The following is a 20,721-nucleotide window of genomic DNA, read 5'->3' on the forward strand; positions in this document are numbered from 1 at the left end:
GTAGCCCGGCAGCCGTGCAGGCATGAAACTTTCGTTGCGTCGCACTCTTGTACTGCATTGCATGTCTCAGCAGCTTAAATGCAACCGGCGCAATGGTTTACAAGTATAAAATGACCCTGGTGTGCTAAAGCTTTGCTTTAGCACACCAGGGTGGTAGCCAAAGAAAAAATAATGCAGTATAAAAAGGAGTTTATATTTAGCCTGCATATAGCACCCGGAGCAGTTGAGTAATGAACCAAACGTACAAGTGAGTGACACAACAGGCGATGACAGCAGTACAAAAGCTGGTTACACAATCATATAAAAAACTATAACTTTTAAATCAATAACTATGTCAGTTCTTACCGGAGACAAAGAATTCTTTAAAGGAATCGGGCAGATTAAATACGAAGGCCCTGAAAGCGATAACCCGCTGGCCTATCGTTGGTACGATGAGCATAAAACAATTGCAGGCAAAAGCATGAAAGAGCATTTGCGTTTTGCATGTGCTTACTGGCATTCATTCTGCGGCAACGGTGCTGACCCTTTTGGCGGCCCAACACATACGCACCCGTGGGATGAAAAAAGTGATGCAGTTGAAAGAGCAAAAGATAAGATGGATGCCGCTTTTGAGTTTATTACAAAAATGAATCTGCCTTTTTACTGTTTCCACGATGTTGATGTGGTTGACTACGGTAACGATATTGCAGAAAATGAAAGACGTTTGCAGGCGCTGGTAGCATATGCAAAAGAAAAACAGCAAGCCTCAGGCGTTAAGCTGTTATGGGGTACTGCCAACCTGTTCTCTCACCTGCGTTATATGAACGGCGCAGCTACCAATCCCGATTTTCATGTATTGACACATGGGGCTGCACAGGTAAAAGCAGCACTCGACGCAACCATTGCATTGGGCGGGCAAAACTATGTGTTCTGGGGTGGCCGCGAGGGCTACATGACATTGCTGAACACAGATATGAAACGTGAGCAGGAACACCTGGCCATGTTTTTACATAAAGCAAAAGACTATGCAAGATCCCAGGGTTTTACCGGCACCTTCTTTATAGAGCCAAAACCTTGTGAGCCTACAAAACACCAGTATGATTATGACAGCGCAACAGTGATCAGCTTTTTGCGCCAGCATGACTTGCTGAACGATTTTAAACTGAACATTGAAGTAAACCATGCCACACTTGCCGGGCATACTTTTACGCATGAACTGCAGGTGGCTGCCGATGCGGGACTACTTGGTTCTATAGATGCCAACCGTGGCGACTACCAGAATGGATGGGATACAGACCAGTTCCCGAACGACATAAACGAACTTACTGAAGCCATGCTGATCATTTTGCAGGCAGGGGGTTTTGCAGGTGGCGGTATCAATTTCGATGCAAAAATACGCCGCAACTCCACTGACCCGGACGACCTGTTCCTGGCACATATTGGCGGAATGGATACGTTCGCAAGGGCATTGGTTACAGCAGACAAAATCTTACAAAACGGTACTTACAGCAGGCTGCGTAAAGAGCGTTATGCATCTTACGACAGCGGTAAAGGCGCTGAGTTTGAAGCAGGTAAGCTTTCACTGGAAGATCTGAGACAATACGCTATTGATAACGGCGAACCAAAAATTACCAGTGGCAAACAGGAATTATTTGAAAACATCGTGAACAGGTTTATCTGATACATGCAAAAGAGCAGTAAATGAAAGCGCCGCCCATGGGGCGGCGCTTTCATTTAACATAAAAAGGCAGGAAAATTCGTTTGTTTTTTTTGCTGTAAACTTTCTATCTTAGATTAGTCTTTGTTGCGTCGCATTTTAAAACCACGCCGTTTTTATCAAGTTACTTGCCCTCTGAAAGCTGACCGGTTTGTTTTTTTCCGGCATTCGATTAAACGATATCATCTAATGATTGGAACCCGTTTTAAATCTGATCCTCGATTGCATAGTATTTATACTAAAGCAAAGAATGAAAAACATACCCGCATTAGCTTAAAGAAACCAGCATTTAGAATGCGACGCAACGAAGATTTTTTTAATACTTAAAAACCTTATCCCCTGCCATTACTTCCTGGGTTTTATCATCAAATGTTACTTTTTGCCCGGTTCTGTACGCGGCATTGGTCATGATAACCGCAATGCTGTGGTTGTAACCCGCTTCGATGGGTGCATTGGGTTGCTTACGGTTGCGCACGCATTCCATCCAGTTGCGCACATGTGCCTGCGTAAGCGGGTCGCCGCCGGTATTGGCACCTGTTGAAACTTTTGGAGCAAGATCATTAAGGCTTATCTCCGGCAAAAGATTGGGCTTCATGTTCATTGGTTTTGCATACTCTTCTGTAAGACCACCGGCAGACGATATTTTATTTGTGTCGAGGTTGAGTGTACCGCCATTGGAATAATAGATCTCTTTTACATCGCCCGCCGCATTTGTTTGCCGAGACGTAAACACTACCTGGAAACCATTTTTCATATCATCCATCGGACCGTAATCAAATACTGCTGTTAGCGTATCAGCATTTTCCCGGCCGTCTTTCCATACATAATTACCGCCATTAACTGCCACACTGCGTGGGTGCGATAAACCTGCAAACCAGTGTACGGTATCTATCTGGTGGCACATCCACTGGCCGGGAATACCAGACGAATATGGCCAGAACAACCGGTACTCGAGGTAGTGCCGCGCATTAAACGGTGCATCAGGCCGGTTGATTAAAAAGCGCTTCCAGTCTACATCTTCTTCTTTTACCTGTGCTACCAGTGCCGGTCTGCGCCAGCGGCCCGGCTGGTTTACGTTCCATGTTAATTCAACAGTAACGATGGGTCCGAATTTGCCTGACTTTATAAAATCATAAGCGGCCCAGTAATTGGCTCCGCTCCTGCGCTGGCTTCCGATCTGTACGATCTGCTTACTGTCTTTTACTGCCTTAAGTACGGCCCGTGCATCTTCCATTGTTTCGGCAAGGGGCTTTTCTGTATAGGCATCTTTGCCTGCTTTCATCGCTTCTATACAATGCTGCGCATGTTGAAAGTCTGCGGTACTGATAAACACGGCATCAAGGTCTTTCAACGCATACAAGTCGTCATTGTTCATGCAGGCTGTGACGCCGTGGCCCAGTTTCTGCTTCCACATCGCAACGCCTTCTTCCCTGCGCTTTTTCCATATATCACTCACCGCTATAATATCGAAGTTCAATTCTTTGTACAGGGTCATAAACGAAGGAAGGTGAGAATCCTTATGCCTGTCGGAAAAACCTACCACACCTACATTTACCCTGTCATTGGCACCTATAATCCTGCTGTAACTTTTTGCACTTAAACCAAGTGTTCCGAGATAGGTAGCGGCGCCTGTCATTGCACCTTTTTTAATAAAGTTTCTTCTTGTGTTATTCATACTGCAAGTAATTTTTAGCGTTGTGTTGTATACTGAAAAAAGCCGGGCATATTTGCATGCATAAAAAGACAAATGCTCAATCTTATTTAGCAATTGTTGCGGGTTTAAACGCTTTTCGCAACAGTCTTCGCGTGCTGCATAATGCCCTCACTGTACAAGTGAGTGACACAACAGGCGATGCCATGAAACGCTACAGCACGCTAACAAAATAAAAAACATTTTATTCATGCATAACTGAGTATCATTGCCGCTGTAAAACTGTTTTGCCAACATCCTGAAAGCGATTAAAGTTATACATTTAATGATAACGTAAACCGGTAGCACATGAAAAGCATAACGTATAATTTTTTCTTTATTATCTGCCTGCTTATACTTCCGTTTTTTACAAAGGCACAGCATATAAAAGTTGCCCCGGTAAAAAATAAACAACAGGTTACTGTTAGTGTAGATGGTAAACTTTTTACGGTATTCAATTTTCCTGACAGCCTGGAGAAACCATTTCTTTACCCGGTCTATGCACCAAACGGCGAAGTAATCACCCGCGGTTTCCCGCTTGCGACAAGGGCCGGTGACCCGGTTGACCATCCCCACCATATTGGCTTGTGGCTGAACTATGAAAACGTGAACGGGCTTGACTTCTGGAATAATTCTTATGCAATTCCTGCAGACAAAAAGAACCGGTATGGGCGCATAAAAACTACGCGCATCGTAAACAGCAAAAGCGGCAGGGAGGGGCAACTTACCTACGAAGCGAACTGGCTGGACAGCAGTGGAGACTCCCTGCTGAAAGAGTTGACCACTTTTATTTTTTTACAGGAAAACAATGCCATTATTATTGATCGGATAACAACGCTGATTGCATTGAAAGAAGTATCGATGCCAGACATCAAAGATGGATTTCTGGGGTTGCGTGTGGCGCATGAACTGGAGCTGCCGTCGAAAGAAGACCGTGAATATGCCGATGCCAACGGCATTGTAACCAAAGTAAATGCAGCCACCGACACACTTGCATCTGGCAATTATCTTACGGGTGCAGGCAAGGAAGGCAACGCAGCATGGGGCACACGGGCAAACTGGTGTTTACTATATGGCAAAAAAGGCAGCGACAGTATTAGTATTGCAATCATAGATCACCCGAAAAATGTTGGCTACCCTACTTACTGGCATGCCAGGGGTTATGGCCTGTTTGCAGCTAACCCGCTCGGGCAAAAAGTATTTAGCAACGGCAAAGAAACACTCAACTTTGCGTTGAAAAAAGAAGAAAGAACAAGATTCAGGTACAGGATTGTAATAAATGCTGCAGGCACGCGACTAACAAATGACAACATTGATAAAATGGCTGCTGCATTTGCAAAACTCTACTAAAGATGAAATGATTGCAGTCAGATTATTTTATGCTTTCAGGTTGTATTTTTAAAGTATCTGTTGATTGATTATATTTAAATAAAACAAACATCGCACATGAAAACGAAAAGTTTAGGTTTAATAGTTGTTGTAGCACTACTGGTAATCTTAGGTGGTTGCGGATGCAATATGTACAATGGTCTTGTTGGCAGCGACCAGAATGTAAAAAAAGTATGGAGTAACGTAGAAACCAACTACCAGCGCCGTACAGATTTGTACAACAGTGTTATTAAGACAATCGAAGGTTCAGCAAACTTTGAAAAGTCTACCCTGAAAGAAGTACTCGAGGCACGTGCCAGGGCTACGAGCGTAACGGTCGATATTGATGATCCTGAATCACTGGCAAAGTTCCAGCAGGCACAGGGCCAGTTGCAGGGTGCATTCAGCCGGTTAATGGCCGTAGCAGAAGCTTATCCTGATCTTAAGACAACGACTGCATTCCGCGATTTTCAAACCCAGATAGAAGGCACCGAAAACCGCATCAATATTGCGCGGCAGGATTACAACAAAGCTGTAGAATCTTATAACCTTAAGGTAAAACAGTTACCAACCAGTTTGTTTGCCGGTATTTTCGGTTTTAAAGAGAAGCCTTTCTACAAATCAGATGCAGGCAGCGAAAAAGCGCCGGACATACAGTTCAACATTAAATAATACCAGCACCAGCACATGTTTGCACTATTTCGCAAAAAAGCAGTCAATTTCTTTTCTGAAGCAGAAAAGGAACACATACACACCGCCATACAGCAGGCAGAACGCCATACCAGCGGTGAGGTGCGTGTCTATATCGAAAGCCATTGCAGTTATGTAGACCCTATAGACCGGGCGGCAGAGATCTTTTATAATCTTAAGATGAATGCTACCGATCTGCACAACGGTGTACTGGTGTATGTAGCTATGAAAGATAAGCAGCTGGCCATTTTTGCAGATGAAGGCATTTATAAAAAAGCAGGCGACAGTTTCTGGACGGAAGAAGTAAAACATATGCTTACACACTTCAACAAAGCAAATTACGCCGCAGGCATTGCCACCGTTGTAACAGAAATCGGCGAAGTACTGCACGCACACTTTCCGTACGACCCGCATACAGATAAAAATGAATTGCCGGACGAGATAGTTTTTGGAAAATAAATCAACAAAGTCCTGTCGCAAGGCGGGACTTATTTATAAGATGAAAAAAATATTATTACTCCTCTCCTTCCTCGTTGCAACGTTTGCAGGGTTTACGCAGGATCTGCTGCCAAAACCCAACCCGCCACGGCTGGTAAACGATGTTGCAGGCGTACTATCACCCGAGCAGCGGGAAATACTGGAACAACGACTCGTAGACCTCGACAATAACTCATCTAACCAGATAGCAATTGTTACGGTTCCAGACCTCCAGGGTTACGATGTGGCAGATTATGCCAACAAACTCTTCCGCTCCTGGGGTATTGGCGGCACCAAGAATAACAATGGTGTGCTTATACTGGTAGCACCCAATGAAAGACGGGTGCGTATAGAAGTAGGTTATGGCCTGGAAGGTGCCATCCCCGATATTACTTCCAAACACATTATTGAAGACGACATCATTCCCAACATCAAGAAAGGTGATTATTATCGTGCGTTTGATGAAGCGGTAACTTCCTTAAGCAAAGCCGCTGTTGGTGAATACAGTGAAAAACGCAAACGCCCTGCAGATGACGGCGGAGGCATAGGCGGTGCCATCCTGTTTTTTGTAATACTTTTTGTTGTCATCATGATCGTGAGCCGCGGTGGCGGTGGTGGCCGTGGCGGTGGCATGATGAGCCGCAGAGGTTACTCCAGCGTATTGTGGCCGCTTATCTTCAGCAACCTGGGCGGCGGTGGCCGCAGTGGCGGTGGCTGGGGTGGTGGTGGCGGTGGCGGCTGGAGCGGCGGCGGTGGCGGCTTCGGTGGCTTTGGCGGTGGCAGCAGCGGCGGCGGCGGTGCCAGTGGCGGATGGTAAAATGTCTTATAAAACACGTAAATAACAAAGCCGGGAATCTTTATGAGCCCGGCTTTTGTATTTCAATGCAGCTATTGTTGCGTCGCACTCTTGTACTTTCTGTTCCTCATGCAACAGCCCAGGGCACAGTCACGCAGAAAAATACCTGCCGGCATAATGTGTTTTGAAAAATATGTCTGACTAGATATTTTTGTCATACAAAATTTCGGGATGTAGCGCAGCCCGGTAGCGCGCTTCGTTCGGGACGAAGAGGCCGCTGGTTCGAATCCAGTCATCCCGACAAGCTTATGAAAAACAATTGTCAAGCCTGCATAACCATCGCAGGCTTTTTTATGCGCTTCAAAACATGCAGTAATAAAGCTGTGAAGAAAATGCTGGCAGTGGTGAAAATATTGTAACCAACCTCGTATACTCCAATAAATTGGGCTTTACAGAAACAACAAGACTGCAATGTTATGAGATAGCGATAAATTAATTGAAAGGCGGACTGTATATATCTAAATACTGTATCGCCCCACAAAAACAAAAAGCCACCTTTTGCAAGGTGGCTTCACTAAATGCTTCATCGTTAACCTAAATGATTTCAGTAATGAAGCATTCTAAAAGTATTTACTGCTGGTCAAGAATATTTGCCAGGAAAATAGAGTCTGGTTTATGCGTTGTATCAGACGTATCCTGTGGCACAGTGTCCTTAATGTTATTGAATGCGTACTGAGAAAAATCGCCTGTAGTACCCTTATCTGATGATATAGCAAATGCTGCACCTGTAATAAGCAACATGCCTGCAAATAGTAATTTTTTCATGGTTAACTTTTTTTGATTTAAAAATACAAACCTTAAAATCCAACAACTGTGCCAAACGTGTACGCTGTGCCCGATAATTTATCGTTGTTAACATCCATCAACTTTATATATATGTGCATCGTTAACAATCATTTATCATATTGCTATAACATGATGTTCACAATGTTGATGAGTACAATAAGTGTTTTTTATGTCCCTGCCGTATCCAATCAGGCAATTAAAGAGGTTGATACTTTGTTGTAATGCCGAGCCGCGGACTGCAGCCGCGTAAAGAACGGAACGTACAAGTGAGTGACACAACGGACGATGCCATAAAATACTACTGCTGAAAAACAAATCATGCATACGGCATTCAGTAAAAATTATCGCAACCTTTAACATCACGATGATCATTTTATCCAGATTGGAAAAACAACAAACCGATAGCGTTACAACCTGCAATGCGTTTTACACAAAATGGCCGGCATTTCGCAACCTTACCAGATTTATGCAGAACATATGCCAGCCCTGTTTCATCTGTTTGCATCTTTATTTGGTATTTTATCTGTTACGTTTGCTCTTTTTATACCCTTCGGATTAATGAGAAACAGTCGAAAAAAATCATTTTTATATTACTGTTGCTCACAGTTATTTCGTTTTGCCGGCGTGGTTTGGTCCGGGATCTTTGCATTGGTACCTGTTTTGCTTTGGAGAATGAACTGTATATCGTTCAAAGATGAATGAGATACATAAGCTCATCATGATACATGCGGAAATGAACAGGACGGGCATGAACTGAATGGCTGGAAATATTAAACAGAATGGTTAACAGAAGAACTTATGACACCGAATATTTTTATATGGATTATTGCCTTGCTGGTTATTTTCCTGATTATCATCCGCCCGTTTAAATTGTCTGAAGCTTACTGGGCAGTAGCAGGTGCTGCGTTGCTGGTTATATTCCGGCTCATAACACCCGTAGATGCACTAGACGGCGTAACAAAAGGCCTGGACGTATACCTGTTCCTGGCAGGCATGATGTTGATGGCAGAGGTTGCCAGAGAAGCAAAATTGTTTGCCTGGCTGGCCACACTTGCCGTTTCCTTCTCCAAAGGCTCGCCCCGGAAACTCTTTTTGCTCGTATATGTTGTAGGCATTGCGACAACAACGTTTTTATCTAACGACGCAACCGCTGTGGTATTAACGCCGGCTGTATTTGCAGCAGCCAAAGCAGCCAATGTAAAAAACGTGCTTCCCTACCTGTTGATCTGTGCTTTTATAGCAAATGCCGCATCATTTGTTTTACCTATTTCCAATCCTGCAAATCTTGTAATATATGGCGATAAGCTGCCACCCCTGCTATCGTGGCTGAGACAATACACCATTCCTTCACTGGTATCAATCCTTATCACTTATCTAGCGCTATATTATACACAACGCAAATCACTGGCTGGCAGCATTGAAACAAATATTTCAATCCCCGCACTTTCCCCGGCAGGTAAACTGGCCGGAACAGGCATCCTCCTCTCCGCCCTGGTTTTGACAATCTGTTCTGCATTAGATATAGCGCTCGGTTTACCTACGGCTATAACCGGCCTTCTTATTTTCGTCGTGGTTACAACGGGCTGTGGTTTGCAACCTGCCAGTATCATACGCCAGGTTTCCTGGGCTGTATTACCCATGGTGGCGGGATTGTTTGTTATAGTAGAAGGCCTTACCAAAACAGGCGTGCTGGCATTTGCTGAAAACTGGCTCACCCACAATTCACGGGAGTCTGCAGGTGCAACAACATGGTTGAGTGGATTGGGCATAGCTTTCATCAGCAATATCATGAACAACCTGCCCAGCGGCCTGATAGCAGGCAATGCAGTGCAGGCAGCAGCGGTTCCGGAAATCATTCAGCGATCGGTGCTTATTGGTGTAGACCTTGGCCCCAATTTGTCTGTCACGGGTTCATTGGCCACCATACTCTGGCTGATCGTGCTAAGACGTGAAGGCGAAGACATAAGCGCCTGGCAGTTTTTGAAAACAGGCCTGGTGGTAATGCTTCCTGCCCTGCTGGCAACTTTGGCCACGCTTTGGATTTAATGTATAGGTGCAGGTTAGATTCCGGCAGTACCGGCGCAGCCATGAACGCACACCGGGCATGCATATTTTAATGCCACATTCCAATAACCAGGCTCGAATTTCAGTGCTACAGCATTTTTCTGTAACATTGTCAAAATCAACAAACACAATGAGGGTTGCAGATTTACCGGGAAATGATGAAGAAAGACTGGCAGCATTACACAGCTACGATATACTGGATTCGCTGCCTGAGAAAGAATACAATGACATTACCTTACTCGCCTCAACCATCTGCAGTACACCCATTTCACTGATCAGCTTTATCGACGACAAAAGGCAGTGGTTTAAATCAAACCACGGTTTGTCAGTACGCGAAACACCAAAAGATTATGCTTTTTGCTCACACGCCATTTTAGACCCTTCAGCAATACTGATTGTGCCCGATTCCAGGGCAGATGAACGTTTCTCGGGCAACCCGCTGGTAGAAGGCGATCCGCACGTAATTTTTTATGCCGGGGTGCCACTCGTAAACAAAGACGGATTCCCGTTAGGTTCTCTTTGTGTAATAGACAACAAAACCCGCACGCTTTCAGAAAACCAGCTTGCGGCGCTTAAAATTCTATCGGGCCACGTGGTAAGCTTACTGGAATTGAGGCGTGCAACAAAGACAATGACAGTATTGCAAAAGCTGTTGGAAGAACGCAATGAAGAATTGCAGCAGCGTGTTGACCAGTTTGATACACAGGTGATACCAATGGTGAAAGCAATACAAAATGACATCGCTACGCTCGAACGTACACCGGGTGCCGGCACAGAAAGCAGGCAGCACCTGTTTGAAAATGTAAAAACGCGGATCAGCTTGTTAGAAGCTTTCCTCAACATGTAATGTAACACTCCGGGACTTTAAATAAATTGTTGCCAGTCTCAAGCAGCCGGGCTCTTCTGCAATGCCATCAACTAACAATAAAAAACCCGGGGAAGGCTCCCCGGATCATATGCTCATTGCACTCCATAGGATAGGGATACACGAGCAACTATTTGTTAGCCAAATATGTGCCGCGTATCTAACCCATTGTTTTTCAAACATTTATACATTAAAAACTATATAAAAATCCCATTTCAGGACAAATTTCCCAAAAAGAGAGAAAATCTATATACATGGAAAACGCTAAGATTTACCGGGCATTGATGGTCTTACTTCAATTTTGCTCGGCAGCGTTCTGGGGTGCATCTTCAGGAGATCTACAACCATCTCTCCTATGTCCTCGGGCTGTATCTTCCAAGTATCTTCATTGCCTGGCGTGTGACCACCAAAGTTCGTAGCCACAGAGCCCGGCATAATCGTAGTTACCTTTATACCAAATTGTCTTAAGTCCATCATAATGGCCTGCGAAAATCCAACCAGTCCGAATTTACTGGCGTTGTAGGCCGCGCCGTTGGCAAAAAAATTAGTGCCGGCAAGGCTTGCAATGGTGATTATGTAACCCTTTGATGCTTTCAATGCCTCTATGCCGGATTTAACCGTATTAAACACGCCTGTAAGATTGGTGTCAATGGTTTCTTTCCACTGCGCTTCCGTCATGTCTTGTATAGGCGCAAAATGACCGATGCCAGCGTTGGCAATTACCACATCCAATTGCCCGAAATGTGCAATGGTTGCATCAATGGCCTTTTGTTCGTCCTCCAGGGAATTAACTTCAGACCGCAGTGCCAGTACCTTCGTTCCACTGCCTAAGCTTTTTGCTGCCTGCTGTGCAGTTTCTATGCTGCGGCTCGTGATGGCCACATTCATACCACTATCCAGCAATGCTTTTGCAATACCATAACCAATGCCTTTACTACCACCAGTAATATAGGCTACCTTTCCTTGTAATGTATTCATATCTATTGTTTGTTTACCAATTACGTCAGCATGCAACAGTCAAAAATAATGCGCTAAGATGCCTGCGTTTGCAGGCACATCTGCAAAGCAATAATAACTCAGGCGTTTACTTCCATCATGCAGAAAACATAAAGCAATTTTTGTAACCGGGCTGTGGTAATCCTGCTCAGCTTCCGTTGCGTCGCACACTTGTACTTTCTTTTCATTGCGCAGCAGCGCCGGTTCCAACAGCGCATACAAACACAGTCATCACTGATCTGGTCTCTGCCATCAAAACTGCATTAACACGGCTTAAAGAGCCTGCTCGTTTGTACGCTTTATAGCTTTTTTCTCCTCGCTTTTAAGTTCTGCTTCCAGGTTTTCCTTTTTAAGATCTGTTCTTACCAGGTTGTATAAACTCATGTACACATTAGCGATCCAAACCAGGGCAAAACCTGCAATGATGTAACCTCTCCAGCCGGTATACAAAAGCTGGAATTTTGTAATAAAAAGTATTAGCGCGGTCACGTAATGACTAAAACAATACTCGCATGTAAACAGGTAGAAGAATTTTCTTACCAATAATGTCTTCGCATTTTTACTGCAATCCTGGCACCAGGTTCTCGGCTCCAGGAATATCTGTTCATGCGTTACAGTCCAGCTAATGCAGGCAATAGCCAGCGGAAGTATAAACAGCCTTACCAATTGATCTGTCAGCTCCATAATGTTATGCGGTGTTAAAAATGTCCATTGTTGTAGCACTCCATGGTACAGCAAGCTGTACCCCGTAAACAACAGATTAATAAAAACAAAATATCATGCCACAGCAGTATCAGCCTGTCTGCAGGACTCTATGGGCACTGCAACATGATAAATGCAGCATTTCCTCTACATAAACAGGTTTTATAAATATCGGTTGGGTAAAGCTTTTTCCGATTTTCACCATTCTTGCTGCTGCCCGCTGTTACCGTCTCAAATTATTATAACAAGTGTGCGTGTAAAACAACAATGATCACATGAATGTTTTACAATACCAATCATGTGGCACGAGAATCAATCACTTAGCCTGCGTATACATGTTGCTGAATGGCAAATTCTGCTATCTTTAGTACACAAGCTTGCAACTATGAACAGACGAAATTTTCTCAGGAACACATCAGCCGCAGCAGCGGGTATTACCATTCTTAATTTTCCCGTCTTTGGCAAAGATGCCCCAAGTAATAAGGTGGTACTCGCAGTTATGGGTGTCAACAGTCGTGGCAATTACCTCGCTAAATCATTTGCATCATTGGAAAATACAGAGGTCGCTTATATATGCGATGTGGAAGATGGCGCCATCAAAAACGGTCTCGATGCATTAAAAGAAGCACCACGAAAACCGCGTGTCGTAAAAGACATCCGTGCCTTGGTAAAACAAAAAGATTTCGATGCATTATTGATCGCAGCGCCTGACCATTGGCATGCGCCTGCATCTATACTCGGTGTGCAAAGTGGCAAACATGTGTATGTAGAAAAACCTTGCGGACAAAACCCTTACGAAGGAGAACTTATTTCCAAAGCATATGAAAAGTATGGCATGCATATACAAATGGGCAACCAGCGCCGCTCCATGCCTACCCTCATCGAAGCAGTAAAACAGGTAAAGGCAGGCGCTATTGGCAAAGTGTATTTTGCAAAAGCATGGTACACCAATAACCGCGCATCAATCGGTACAGGAAAAGTTGTTCCCGTACCCGCAACATTAGACTGGGACCTGTGGCAGGGCCCTGCACCACGCACAGCTTACAAAGACAATATTGTGCATTACAACTGGCACTGGTTCTGGCATTGGGGCACCGGTGAAAGCTGCAACAACGGCACGCATGAAATTGATTGCTGCCGCTGGTTTTTAGGCGTTGATTACCCAACAAAAGTTACATCAGCTGGTGGACGATATGCATTCAAAGATGACTGGCAAACAACAGACACACAGGTTGCAAACTTCGAGTTTGGTAATGATAAGGCCATAACATGGGAAGGCAGAAGTTGCAACAATTACCCCGTAGAAGGCCAAAGCCGTGGCTTTATTATTTATGGTGATGCAGGCACACTCGTAAATGATGGTGGTGGCGCGTATAAAATTTATGATACAAAGAACAAACTGGTAAGCGATGTTTCCACCAATGTAAAAGCAGAGGCCAACAATCTCGTAAGCTCAACAGGCAATTTAGATCTTTACCATTTTCAGAATTTTGTTGATGCAATTCGTGGCAATGCAAAACTTACTTCACCTGTAAATGAAGGAAGCAAATCGGTGTTGCTTTGTCACCTCGCCAATATTGCACAACGCAGCGGCGGCCTGCTCAACTGCGATCCATCAAACGGGCACATTCTGCACAATGAAGACGCGATGAAACTCTGGCGCCGTACTTACGAAAAAGGCTGGGAACCGGTGGTGTAGTAGCTTTACCTGTTTTCCGGCTGTAGTTTTTCATGGCATCGCCTGTTGTGTCACTCACTTGTACGTTCCGCTTTTATGGCGACTGTAGCGTTCCGATTTATCGGTTTCGCGGCGGATTTTTATTTGTGCGTTCAGTTATTTATGCAATAGCTTATGATAGTGGGATCAAAGTTAAAGACAAGTAATACTTAGATGTTGGTCTCTAACATGCGACTGTGTGAGTCTGTAATGTTTTGACATGTCTGCAATGATTTACCGGCGGGTGTGGACACACCGCCGGAATGGTAAAATTGTTACAGACACCGACCAATAGAGAAAAATTATTTAAGTAGCGGGCTATAGTATTTCATAGCATCGCCTGTTGTGTCACTCACTTGTACGGTTGGTTGTTTATGCTGCATGATGTTGATACTGGCGCAAGTATGCAGGGGTGGTTAATGTGTGTTGGCGTACTTGTGCCTTGATAATAGTTTAGTGCTATGGCACAAGTACACTGCGCTGCAAAGCTTAGCTGCATACTTGCGCCAGTGAACAGGTTTACATACTTAGACCATTTGGGGCAGCGTACAATTAGTCGTCTATGCACCACAGGTAAATTTTGCCCTACAGGCTAGCTATACCCCACAGGACACTTACACACAAAGTCACGCCGTTATTCCTGCACGGGCTTTTTATTTCAACTAAACATGCTTAAACCAACGAAAACTCCGCGAAAAAAAAATGCAAAAGACTGTGATTTTTTTTAAGTCCTGCGATTAACCTTATCAGTAATTACTGCAACCATTATTTAATTGTAAACGCACATACAAATGAAAAAGATTACCACCCGTTTAATGCTTTTGCTTACCTGCTTATACATTCCTACAGTATATGCTGCAGCTCAGTCTGCAAGTAGCGATACGCATAAGCTCGTATCCGACTATAACAAAAAACAGTACCAATTAAAAGTACTTCTGCCGGCAAAATACACTGCATCAGATACTGTAGCCTATCCGGTACTTTATGTGCTCGACGGAAACTATTCTACTAGTCTGTTCCAGTCAACCATAGACTTATTTTCTATGGCGCCTGAGTTGCAGCAGCTAATAATTGTTACCATTGATGGCGTTAATACCTCTTACGAACAATGGCTCGCTAACCGGTATTATGATTACACCCCTTCCTCCGATCCGGCCGCCGATACCGCGATTGCCAGGTTTATGAAAACCGCTGTTGTACCCTCTGGCGGAGCAACCGCCTTCCTGCAAACGTTGGAAAAACAAATACTGCCATGGGTAGAACAGCACTATAAAACCAATGCTGATAAAGGATTGTATGGTCATTCGCTGGGTGGACTTTTCTCCGCTTATTGTCTACTGCAAAAACCTGCATTGTTTCACAGGTATTCCATCAACAGTCCGTCACTCTGGTGGCGCCAGGGTGAAATGGCAAAACAATTTGCCGCAACCACTGCCGCAGATTCAACCATTGATGCCCGGGTCTTTCTATCAGCGGGAAAACTGGAAGGTGATTTCATGATAAAACCTGTCGATGCTTTTGAGAAGGTGATAATTGCTAACTTACCCGGTATAAAACTGAACTACAAAATATTTGACGACGAGACGCATTTATCTGTAGTACCGCTCACCTGTACCCGTACATTAAGGACTTTTTATTCTCTTATGGCATCCAGGTAAAAAGACCAGGCAATGACAAAGAACAAACAAACATTTCTACTGTTGCTCGAGCAACATAAAGGTATTCTCATCAAAATATGTAATGCTTATTGCCAGGCAAAGGATGATAAAGAAGACCTTTCGCAGGAAATAGTATACAATCTCTGGAAGGCATTTGCCAACTACACCCCGGACCATAAATTTTCTACGTGGTTATACCGGGTAGCATTGAACGTGGCCATCTCTTATTATCGTAAAGAAAAACGTTCGCTGCAATACACGCCTTACGACGAAAACCTGATCGTCTTTAGCGAAGAAGGTTATAACAAAGAACTCGAAGGAAATCTTTTGTTATTACAGCAATTCATTTTTGAGCTGAAAGAAATCGATAAGTCAATTATGCTATTGTACCTGGATGATAAAAGTTATCATGAGATAGCAGAGATCACCGGCATTTCCGAAACCAATGTGGCAACAAAAATCAGCCGTATAAAGGCAAATCTCAAAACGAAGTTTTCAAATTATTAAATAAGGAATCATGGAATTCGATACTTTAAAATCAATGTGGCAAAACCAGGAAGCAACACTGGAAAAGTCAGCAAAACTAAATACGCCGTTGCTTGATAAAATCAAATCACAGAAAATACACTCGATGCTTAAGCCCCTACTGCTGCAAAATAAAATCGTATTGGTTTTTCATGTACTATTTATTGCAGGCTTGCTTATTTTCTTTGTGTATCATATATCCGATCTGCCCTACGCCGCCTCTGCACTTGTATTGTTGTTGTTTTATGTTTACTTAACCGTGAACTGCATACAGCAAATAAAAGCCATACGGAAGGTAGACCGTTGTACTGACATAATGAGCAAACAAACAGCACTGGCAGAACTGAATACACACGTACTGCATTACCCAAGGCTTTCGCTACTCAGCATTCCTGTCTTCCTGTCCTTTCCCGTGGTAGTTATGAAAGCGATGATCGATTTACAATTGAATTACTTTGATGGATTAGACATTATCACGTATACAAAAGGTAAATGGTGGATGGTAGAATGTATCGTGTGTATCATTCTCGTACCCGCAGGTGCCTGGTTTTACCAGCAGGTAAAGCCCGCCAACATGCACAAACCCTGGGTAAAGACAATCATTCGCGGCGTAAGTAGCAAGAATGTTTATAGAGCGGCCCAGTTCATGGAAGAGTTGCAGGGCTTGAGAAAAGAAAACTGAATCTGTATCTCTTTTTAAGAATGATGAAACCAGTGCAGTCTATTGTATACCCTCCGGTACAAGTTTATTTTACATTTTTTTGTCGGCTTTTGAAGCACTGATGTACGCCTGTTGTGTCACTTACTTGTACAGTTGGTTGTTTATGCTGCATGATGTTGATACTGGCGCAAGTATGCAGGGGTGGTTAGTGTGTGTTGGTGTACTTGTGCCTTGATAATAGTTTAGTGCTATGGCACAAGTACGCTACGCTACAAAAAGCCTGGCTGCATACTTGCGCCAGTGAATAGGTTTACATACTTAGACTATTTGGGGGACACCAACCGATAGACCGTAGGTGTGCAGTTGAAGTTCTACCGGCGGTGTGTCCCCACCCGCCGGAATGGTAAAATTGTTACAGACATCGACCAATAGAGAAAAATTATTTAAGTAGCGGGCTATAGTATTTCATAGCATCGCCTATTGTGTCACTCACTTGTACGGTTGGTTGTTTATGCTGCATGATGTTGATACTGGCGCAAGTATGCAGGGGTGGTTAATGTGTGTTGGCGTACTTGTGCCTTGATAATAGTTTAGTGCTATGGCACAAGTACACTGCGCTGCAAAGCTTAGCTGCATACTTGCGCCAGTGAAGTGGTTAATGTGTATTGGTGCACTTGTGCCTTGTTTACTTCTTTGGCACAAGTACGCTTCGCTACAAAATGCCTGGCTGCATACTTGCGCCAGTGAACAGGTTTACATACTTAGACCATTTGGGGGTCTGGTAAATTGTCTTTGTACTCAAACATTCGACTGTGAGCCTTAGTAAACTGTTTAACCGGCAATATCTCCTTTCCCGCCGGAATGGTTGCGTAACTAAAGAGACTTTTTAACGAATATGTTTGATTTTGCAGGAGGAAGTCAGTAAACTACGTGGTGCTTTGTGTACAAGATCCATTAAACAGTTCTGTTTCCGAGCCAACGACAAATAGTGTTAATAAAAAGTGGTTCATCTATTGGCTTTGAAACATAATCGTTCATACCGGCTTCCAGGAATTTTAATTCATCTCCCTTTATTGCAAATGCAGTTAACGCTATAACCGGCAAATCTTTATTGATTTGATCCCTTATTATTTTAGTTGCGGTAATTCCATCCATTTCCGGCATCTGCCCATCCATTAGCACAAGATCAAACTCATTATCCGAAATTGCTTTAACAGCCTCTTTACCATCCTGCGCTTCAGTAACTTTTGCACCATAGTCTTGTAATAATATTGAGACAAGCATTCGATTCATTTCGTTATCATCAACAACAAGAATCTTTTTATTTCTGATTAATGCTTTATCATATATACATTCTTCTTTTACAACCAACGATTCGGAGGAAGTCTTGTACCCCTTGAACGTAAAAGACACACTTGTTCCTACCCCTTTTTTACTTTTCACATCAATGCTTCCGCCCATTAATTCCACCAATTGTTTACATATATTGGTACCCAGCCCCGTTCCCCCAAAGCGCCTCGTCATAGAATTATCTTCCTGGCTAAATTTTGTAAAAAAATTATCAAGAAACGCTTCATCCATACCTATACCTGTATCAGTTACGGTTATACAGATTAACTGCTCATTGCTGTCCTCAGTTTGTAGACTGCAACTGACTTTTATTGAACCAACAGCAGTGAATTTTACAGCATTTGAAATGATATTTAACAGCACCTGGTTTAAACGAAACGGATCACCAATTAAAACGCTGTCTATGCTGTTATCAAAATAGCTACAGGTTAATTTCAATCCTTTTTCTTCTGCTTTATAATTAAGCACATCAATAGCCTTTCCAACAACATCTCTAACATCAAAATTTATCTTCTCGATTGTTAGTTTTCCTGCTTCAATTTTTGAAATATCAAGTATGTCATTAATTATCACGAGCAGATTGTCGGCAGCAGTATTGATCGTGTCAAGGAAAATTTTCTGGGTTGGATTTAAAGTTGATTTACTCAATTGTTTAGCCATTCCAATGATTGCATTCATGGGTGTACGAATTTCATGGCTCATGTTTGCAAGAAAATTTTGTTTTGCTTTCGCAAGATCCTCCGTAGCCTGGTTCGCTTTTTTCAATGCCATTTCAGCATTTACCCTTTCTGAAATGTCTGTATATATCCACAAATGACCGATATATCCATCTTCCCCGTAGATAGGAATAAAATCTCTTTCCAAATGTTTCCCGTCACATAATTCAAGTATATCTCCTACTACTAAAACTTTCTCTTCTAACACTTTTTCTATACGATTTACAAAAGCAGCAGGTTCCTTGAAAAGATGCTTGGACTGTTCAACAGCAGAAGAACAGTCAGCGCCAATGAGGGCATGAGGCTCTGCAGGTATTTCAAAAAGATCACAAAACTTTTTATTTATTAATGCGATAGTCCGTTGTTCGTTTTCCAAAAGAACGCCGGCATGCAGGTTTGTTATCAGGGTAGAAAGTCTGTTAGCGCTGTATTCGATTTCCTTTTTCTGAATGTTAATCTTTTTCAGCAGGTATTTCAGATCTTCATTCGTTATATCCTGTGTTTTCAACAAATGCAAAAGATCTATGAGGGGGTCATGGCATGCAAAATCATGTAAAGTCAGATTATTGGCTATTACGTCTTCAATATTCTGAAACCAGGGAGAGCCGAGAAAGTACAACGCGTGTTGTGCAGGAACATACTCGAATTGTCCACGGAGTTTAATATTGCTTTGACTTACACATTCTATAATTACAACATTTGTAAGAGACGATTTCAAATTCTCAAATGTATGCGCTTCGATATGGGGTCTGCTTATTACAAAAACATCAGTAAATATCTCCCCCTTTAATACAGGCATCAGTTTTTGTAACGAACATCAAGTCTCCAGTATTTGCAAGTCTTTATTTACAGCAAAATAAAACGGAAAAAGCCTGTTGAATTGTGCCTGGTCAAACGAAATATCCTGATCCATATGTTTACCAGTTTATTTTAAATATTTCATGATCGCTTCCGCTGCCCCTGCTTTGCAAAAGTTCCAGGGTGATATGTACATCATACATTTTTGCTAACCCTGTTAAGAGTCCCCGAACAAACTCCTGCAGGCCCTGCCGCTTTGAAAAGTAGTGGAGCCAAACACTATTATCTGTTAAATGATCCACTTTAAATTCAGGCGGTGTAAGCTTTGGGTACATGAACATAATACGATTGTGAAACAAAGGAAGATTTACAATAAATTCTTTAAAATTCTTTCCGCCTGCCTGCATGAGCCCTCCATATTTTTCTTTACCTGTTTTTAAAATCCACCATTCTCCAAAAGCCTGCAACACATCCTGCAGCGGCATGTTCATCTCTTCAGAAACGGCATTAGCAAGTGCATAGGTTATATCATCATCATAAGGTTCGCTGCTTACAAAAAAATCAACATCTACAGCGCTTCTCTTTTTAACAGCTTGCCATCTGGCCTCTCCAAAGTTTGTGGTTACAAGGTCTTCGATGGCTCTATTAACTATTCCGTACATAATGTTCTTTTACAAATACACTATTTGTATCTGAAGGGTTTTAAAATGATATAAACTTTAAAATAAAGCAAACTAAACGGGTGATGCCGTCATGTGATTTTGGTTTTTCGTGTAGTATTGTTACTACACACCGATCTCCTCATTTTCGCAGGTCTGTGACATGTGCCTGCGTTTTATTTAGTTCATGCCAAAGGGTTCATCTCAAAGACCCCGATAGAATAGCAGAATGATTACACAAATTTGTATCAAAGATTAGTAATGGCAATGTCAGCAGGTTAAATACAGCTTGTCACAAAACATTGCCTGGCACACAAACCTCTTGTATTTACTTCGCTATGACAAGAAACGTTGGAACTTGCAGGTAAGCATATTGCTCATGGCCGGATAAACAGGACGCTGCAGCCGCCATAGAAACGGAACGCACAAGTGAGTGACACAACAGGC

Annotated in this window: 17 protein-coding genes and 1 tRNA gene; 12 read left to right on the plus strand and 6 right to left on the minus strand. The window is 43.0% G+C overall.

What is annotated here, in order from left to right:
* The first annotated feature begins 331 nt into the window (after positions 1–331).
* A complete protein-coding gene (gene xylA, locus I5907_RS17625) occupies positions 332–1,660 on the plus strand; it encodes a xylose isomerase (RefSeq protein ID WP_196992117.1) in 1,329 nt (442 codons plus the stop codon).
* A 352-nt stretch (positions 1,661–2,012) separates the two neighbouring features.
* Here the strand turns inward: xylA and I5907_RS17630 are convergent, their stop codons facing one another.
* Complete coding sequence (locus tag I5907_RS17630) at positions 2,013–3,371, minus strand: Gfo/Idh/MocA family protein (protein WP_196992118.1); 1,359 nt, start codon at positions 3,369–3,371, stop codon at positions 2,013–2,015.
* 324 nt (positions 3,372–3,695) lie between these two features.
* Between I5907_RS17630 and I5907_RS17635 the strand changes: the two genes are divergently transcribed.
* The 5 genes from I5907_RS17635 (at position 3,696) to I5907_RS17655 (ending at position 7,018) form a co-directional block, all read left to right on the plus strand.
* Positions 3,696–4,736: a DUF6807 domain-containing protein gene (locus tag I5907_RS17635; RefSeq protein ID WP_196992119.1), complete on the plus strand. Its 1,041-nt coding sequence runs from the start codon at positions 3,696–3,698 to the stop codon at positions 4,734–4,736.
* Positions 4,737–4,832: 96 nt separating this feature from the next.
* Positions 4,833–5,426 carry a LemA family protein gene (locus I5907_RS17640; RefSeq protein ID WP_196992120.1) on the plus strand — a complete coding sequence of 198 codons (594 nt, stop codon included), beginning with the start codon at positions 4,833–4,835 and terminating at the stop codon, positions 5,424–5,426.
* A 15-nt stretch (positions 5,427–5,441) separates the two neighbouring features.
* Positions 5,442–5,903 (plus strand): TPM domain-containing protein, encoded by a 462-nt coding sequence (locus I5907_RS17645; protein WP_196992121.1) that lies wholly within the window; start codon positions 5,442–5,444, stop codon positions 5,901–5,903.
* Positions 5,904–5,943: 40 nt separating this feature from the next.
* Positions 5,944–6,738 carry a TPM domain-containing protein gene (locus tag I5907_RS17650; RefSeq protein ID WP_196992122.1) on the plus strand — a complete coding sequence of 265 codons (795 nt, stop codon included), beginning with the start codon at positions 5,944–5,946 and terminating at the stop codon, positions 6,736–6,738.
* Positions 6,739–6,944: 206 nt separating this feature from the next.
* Positions 6,945–7,018 (plus strand) — tRNA-Pro (locus I5907_RS17655).
* Positions 7,019–7,347: 329 nt separating this feature from the next.
* Here I5907_RS17655 and I5907_RS17660 read toward each other — a convergent pair.
* Entirely contained in the window at positions 7,348–7,542 is a 195-nt protein-coding gene (locus I5907_RS17660) for a hypothetical protein (RefSeq protein ID WP_196992123.1), read from the minus strand.
* A gap of 819 nt (positions 7,543–8,361) precedes the next feature.
* Here I5907_RS17660 and I5907_RS17665 point away from each other — a divergent pair.
* Positions 8,362–9,609, plus strand: coding sequence for an arsenic transporter (locus I5907_RS17665; protein ID WP_196992124.1), 1,248 nt, complete (start codon positions 8,362–8,364; stop codon positions 9,607–9,609).
* Positions 9,610–9,757: 148 nt separating this feature from the next.
* The gene (locus I5907_RS17670; RefSeq protein WP_196992125.1) at positions 9,758–10,474 is read left to right on the plus strand and encodes a GAF domain-containing protein; all 717 of its coding nucleotides are present in this window, start codon (positions 9,758–9,760) and stop codon (positions 10,472–10,474) included.
* A gap of 282 nt (positions 10,475–10,756) precedes the next feature.
* Here I5907_RS17670 and I5907_RS17675 read toward each other — a convergent pair whose 3' ends face one another.
* Together I5907_RS17675 and I5907_RS17680 are read right to left on the minus strand one after the other, a co-directional pair.
* On the minus strand, positions 10,757–11,470 hold the full coding sequence (locus tag I5907_RS17675; RefSeq protein ID WP_196992126.1) for an SDR family oxidoreductase: 714 nt from the start codon (positions 11,468–11,470) through the stop codon (positions 10,757–10,759).
* A 291-nt stretch (positions 11,471–11,761) separates the two neighbouring features.
* Positions 11,762–12,172, minus strand: coding sequence for a hypothetical protein (locus I5907_RS17680; protein ID WP_196992127.1), 411 nt, complete (start codon positions 12,170–12,172; stop codon positions 11,762–11,764).
* 403 nt (positions 12,173–12,575) lie between these two features.
* Between I5907_RS17680 and I5907_RS17685 the strand changes: the two genes are divergently transcribed.
* The 4 genes from I5907_RS17685 (at position 12,576) to I5907_RS17700 (ending at position 16,772) form a co-directional block, all read left to right on the plus strand.
* Positions 12,576–13,889, plus strand: a complete 1,314-nt coding sequence (locus tag I5907_RS17685; protein ID WP_196992128.1) for a Gfo/Idh/MocA family protein — start codon at positions 12,576–12,578, stop codon at positions 13,887–13,889.
* An 809-nt stretch (positions 13,890–14,698) separates the two neighbouring features.
* On the plus strand, positions 14,699–15,565 hold the full coding sequence (locus I5907_RS17690; protein ID WP_196992129.1) for an alpha/beta hydrolase: 867 nt from the start codon (positions 14,699–14,701) through the stop codon (positions 15,563–15,565).
* A gap of 12 nt (positions 15,566–15,577) precedes the next feature.
* On the plus strand, positions 15,578–16,072 hold the full coding sequence (locus I5907_RS17695; RefSeq protein WP_196992130.1) for an RNA polymerase sigma factor: 495 nt from the start codon (positions 15,578–15,580) through the stop codon (positions 16,070–16,072).
* Between the two features lie 10 nt (positions 16,073–16,082).
* On the plus strand, positions 16,083–16,772 hold the full coding sequence (locus tag I5907_RS17700) for a hypothetical protein (protein WP_196992131.1): 690 nt from the start codon (positions 16,083–16,085) through the stop codon (positions 16,770–16,772).
* A gap of 933 nt (positions 16,773–17,705) precedes the next feature.
* Here I5907_RS17700 and I5907_RS17705 read toward each other — a convergent pair.
* Entirely contained in the window at positions 17,706–19,616 is a 1,911-nt protein-coding gene (locus tag I5907_RS17705; RefSeq protein WP_196992132.1) for a hybrid sensor histidine kinase/response regulator, read from the minus strand.
* Between the two features lie 118 nt (positions 19,617–19,734).
* Positions 19,735–20,277: a heme NO-binding domain-containing protein gene (locus I5907_RS17710; protein ID WP_196992133.1), complete on the minus strand. Its 543-nt coding sequence runs from the start codon at positions 20,275–20,277 to the stop codon at positions 19,735–19,737.
* Positions 20,278–20,721: the final 444 nt, after the last annotated feature.

The sequence above is a fragment of the Panacibacter microcysteis genome (assembly GCF_015831355.1).
Lineage (GTDB): Bacteria > Bacteroidota > Bacteroidia > Chitinophagales > Chitinophagaceae > Panacibacter > Panacibacter microcysteis.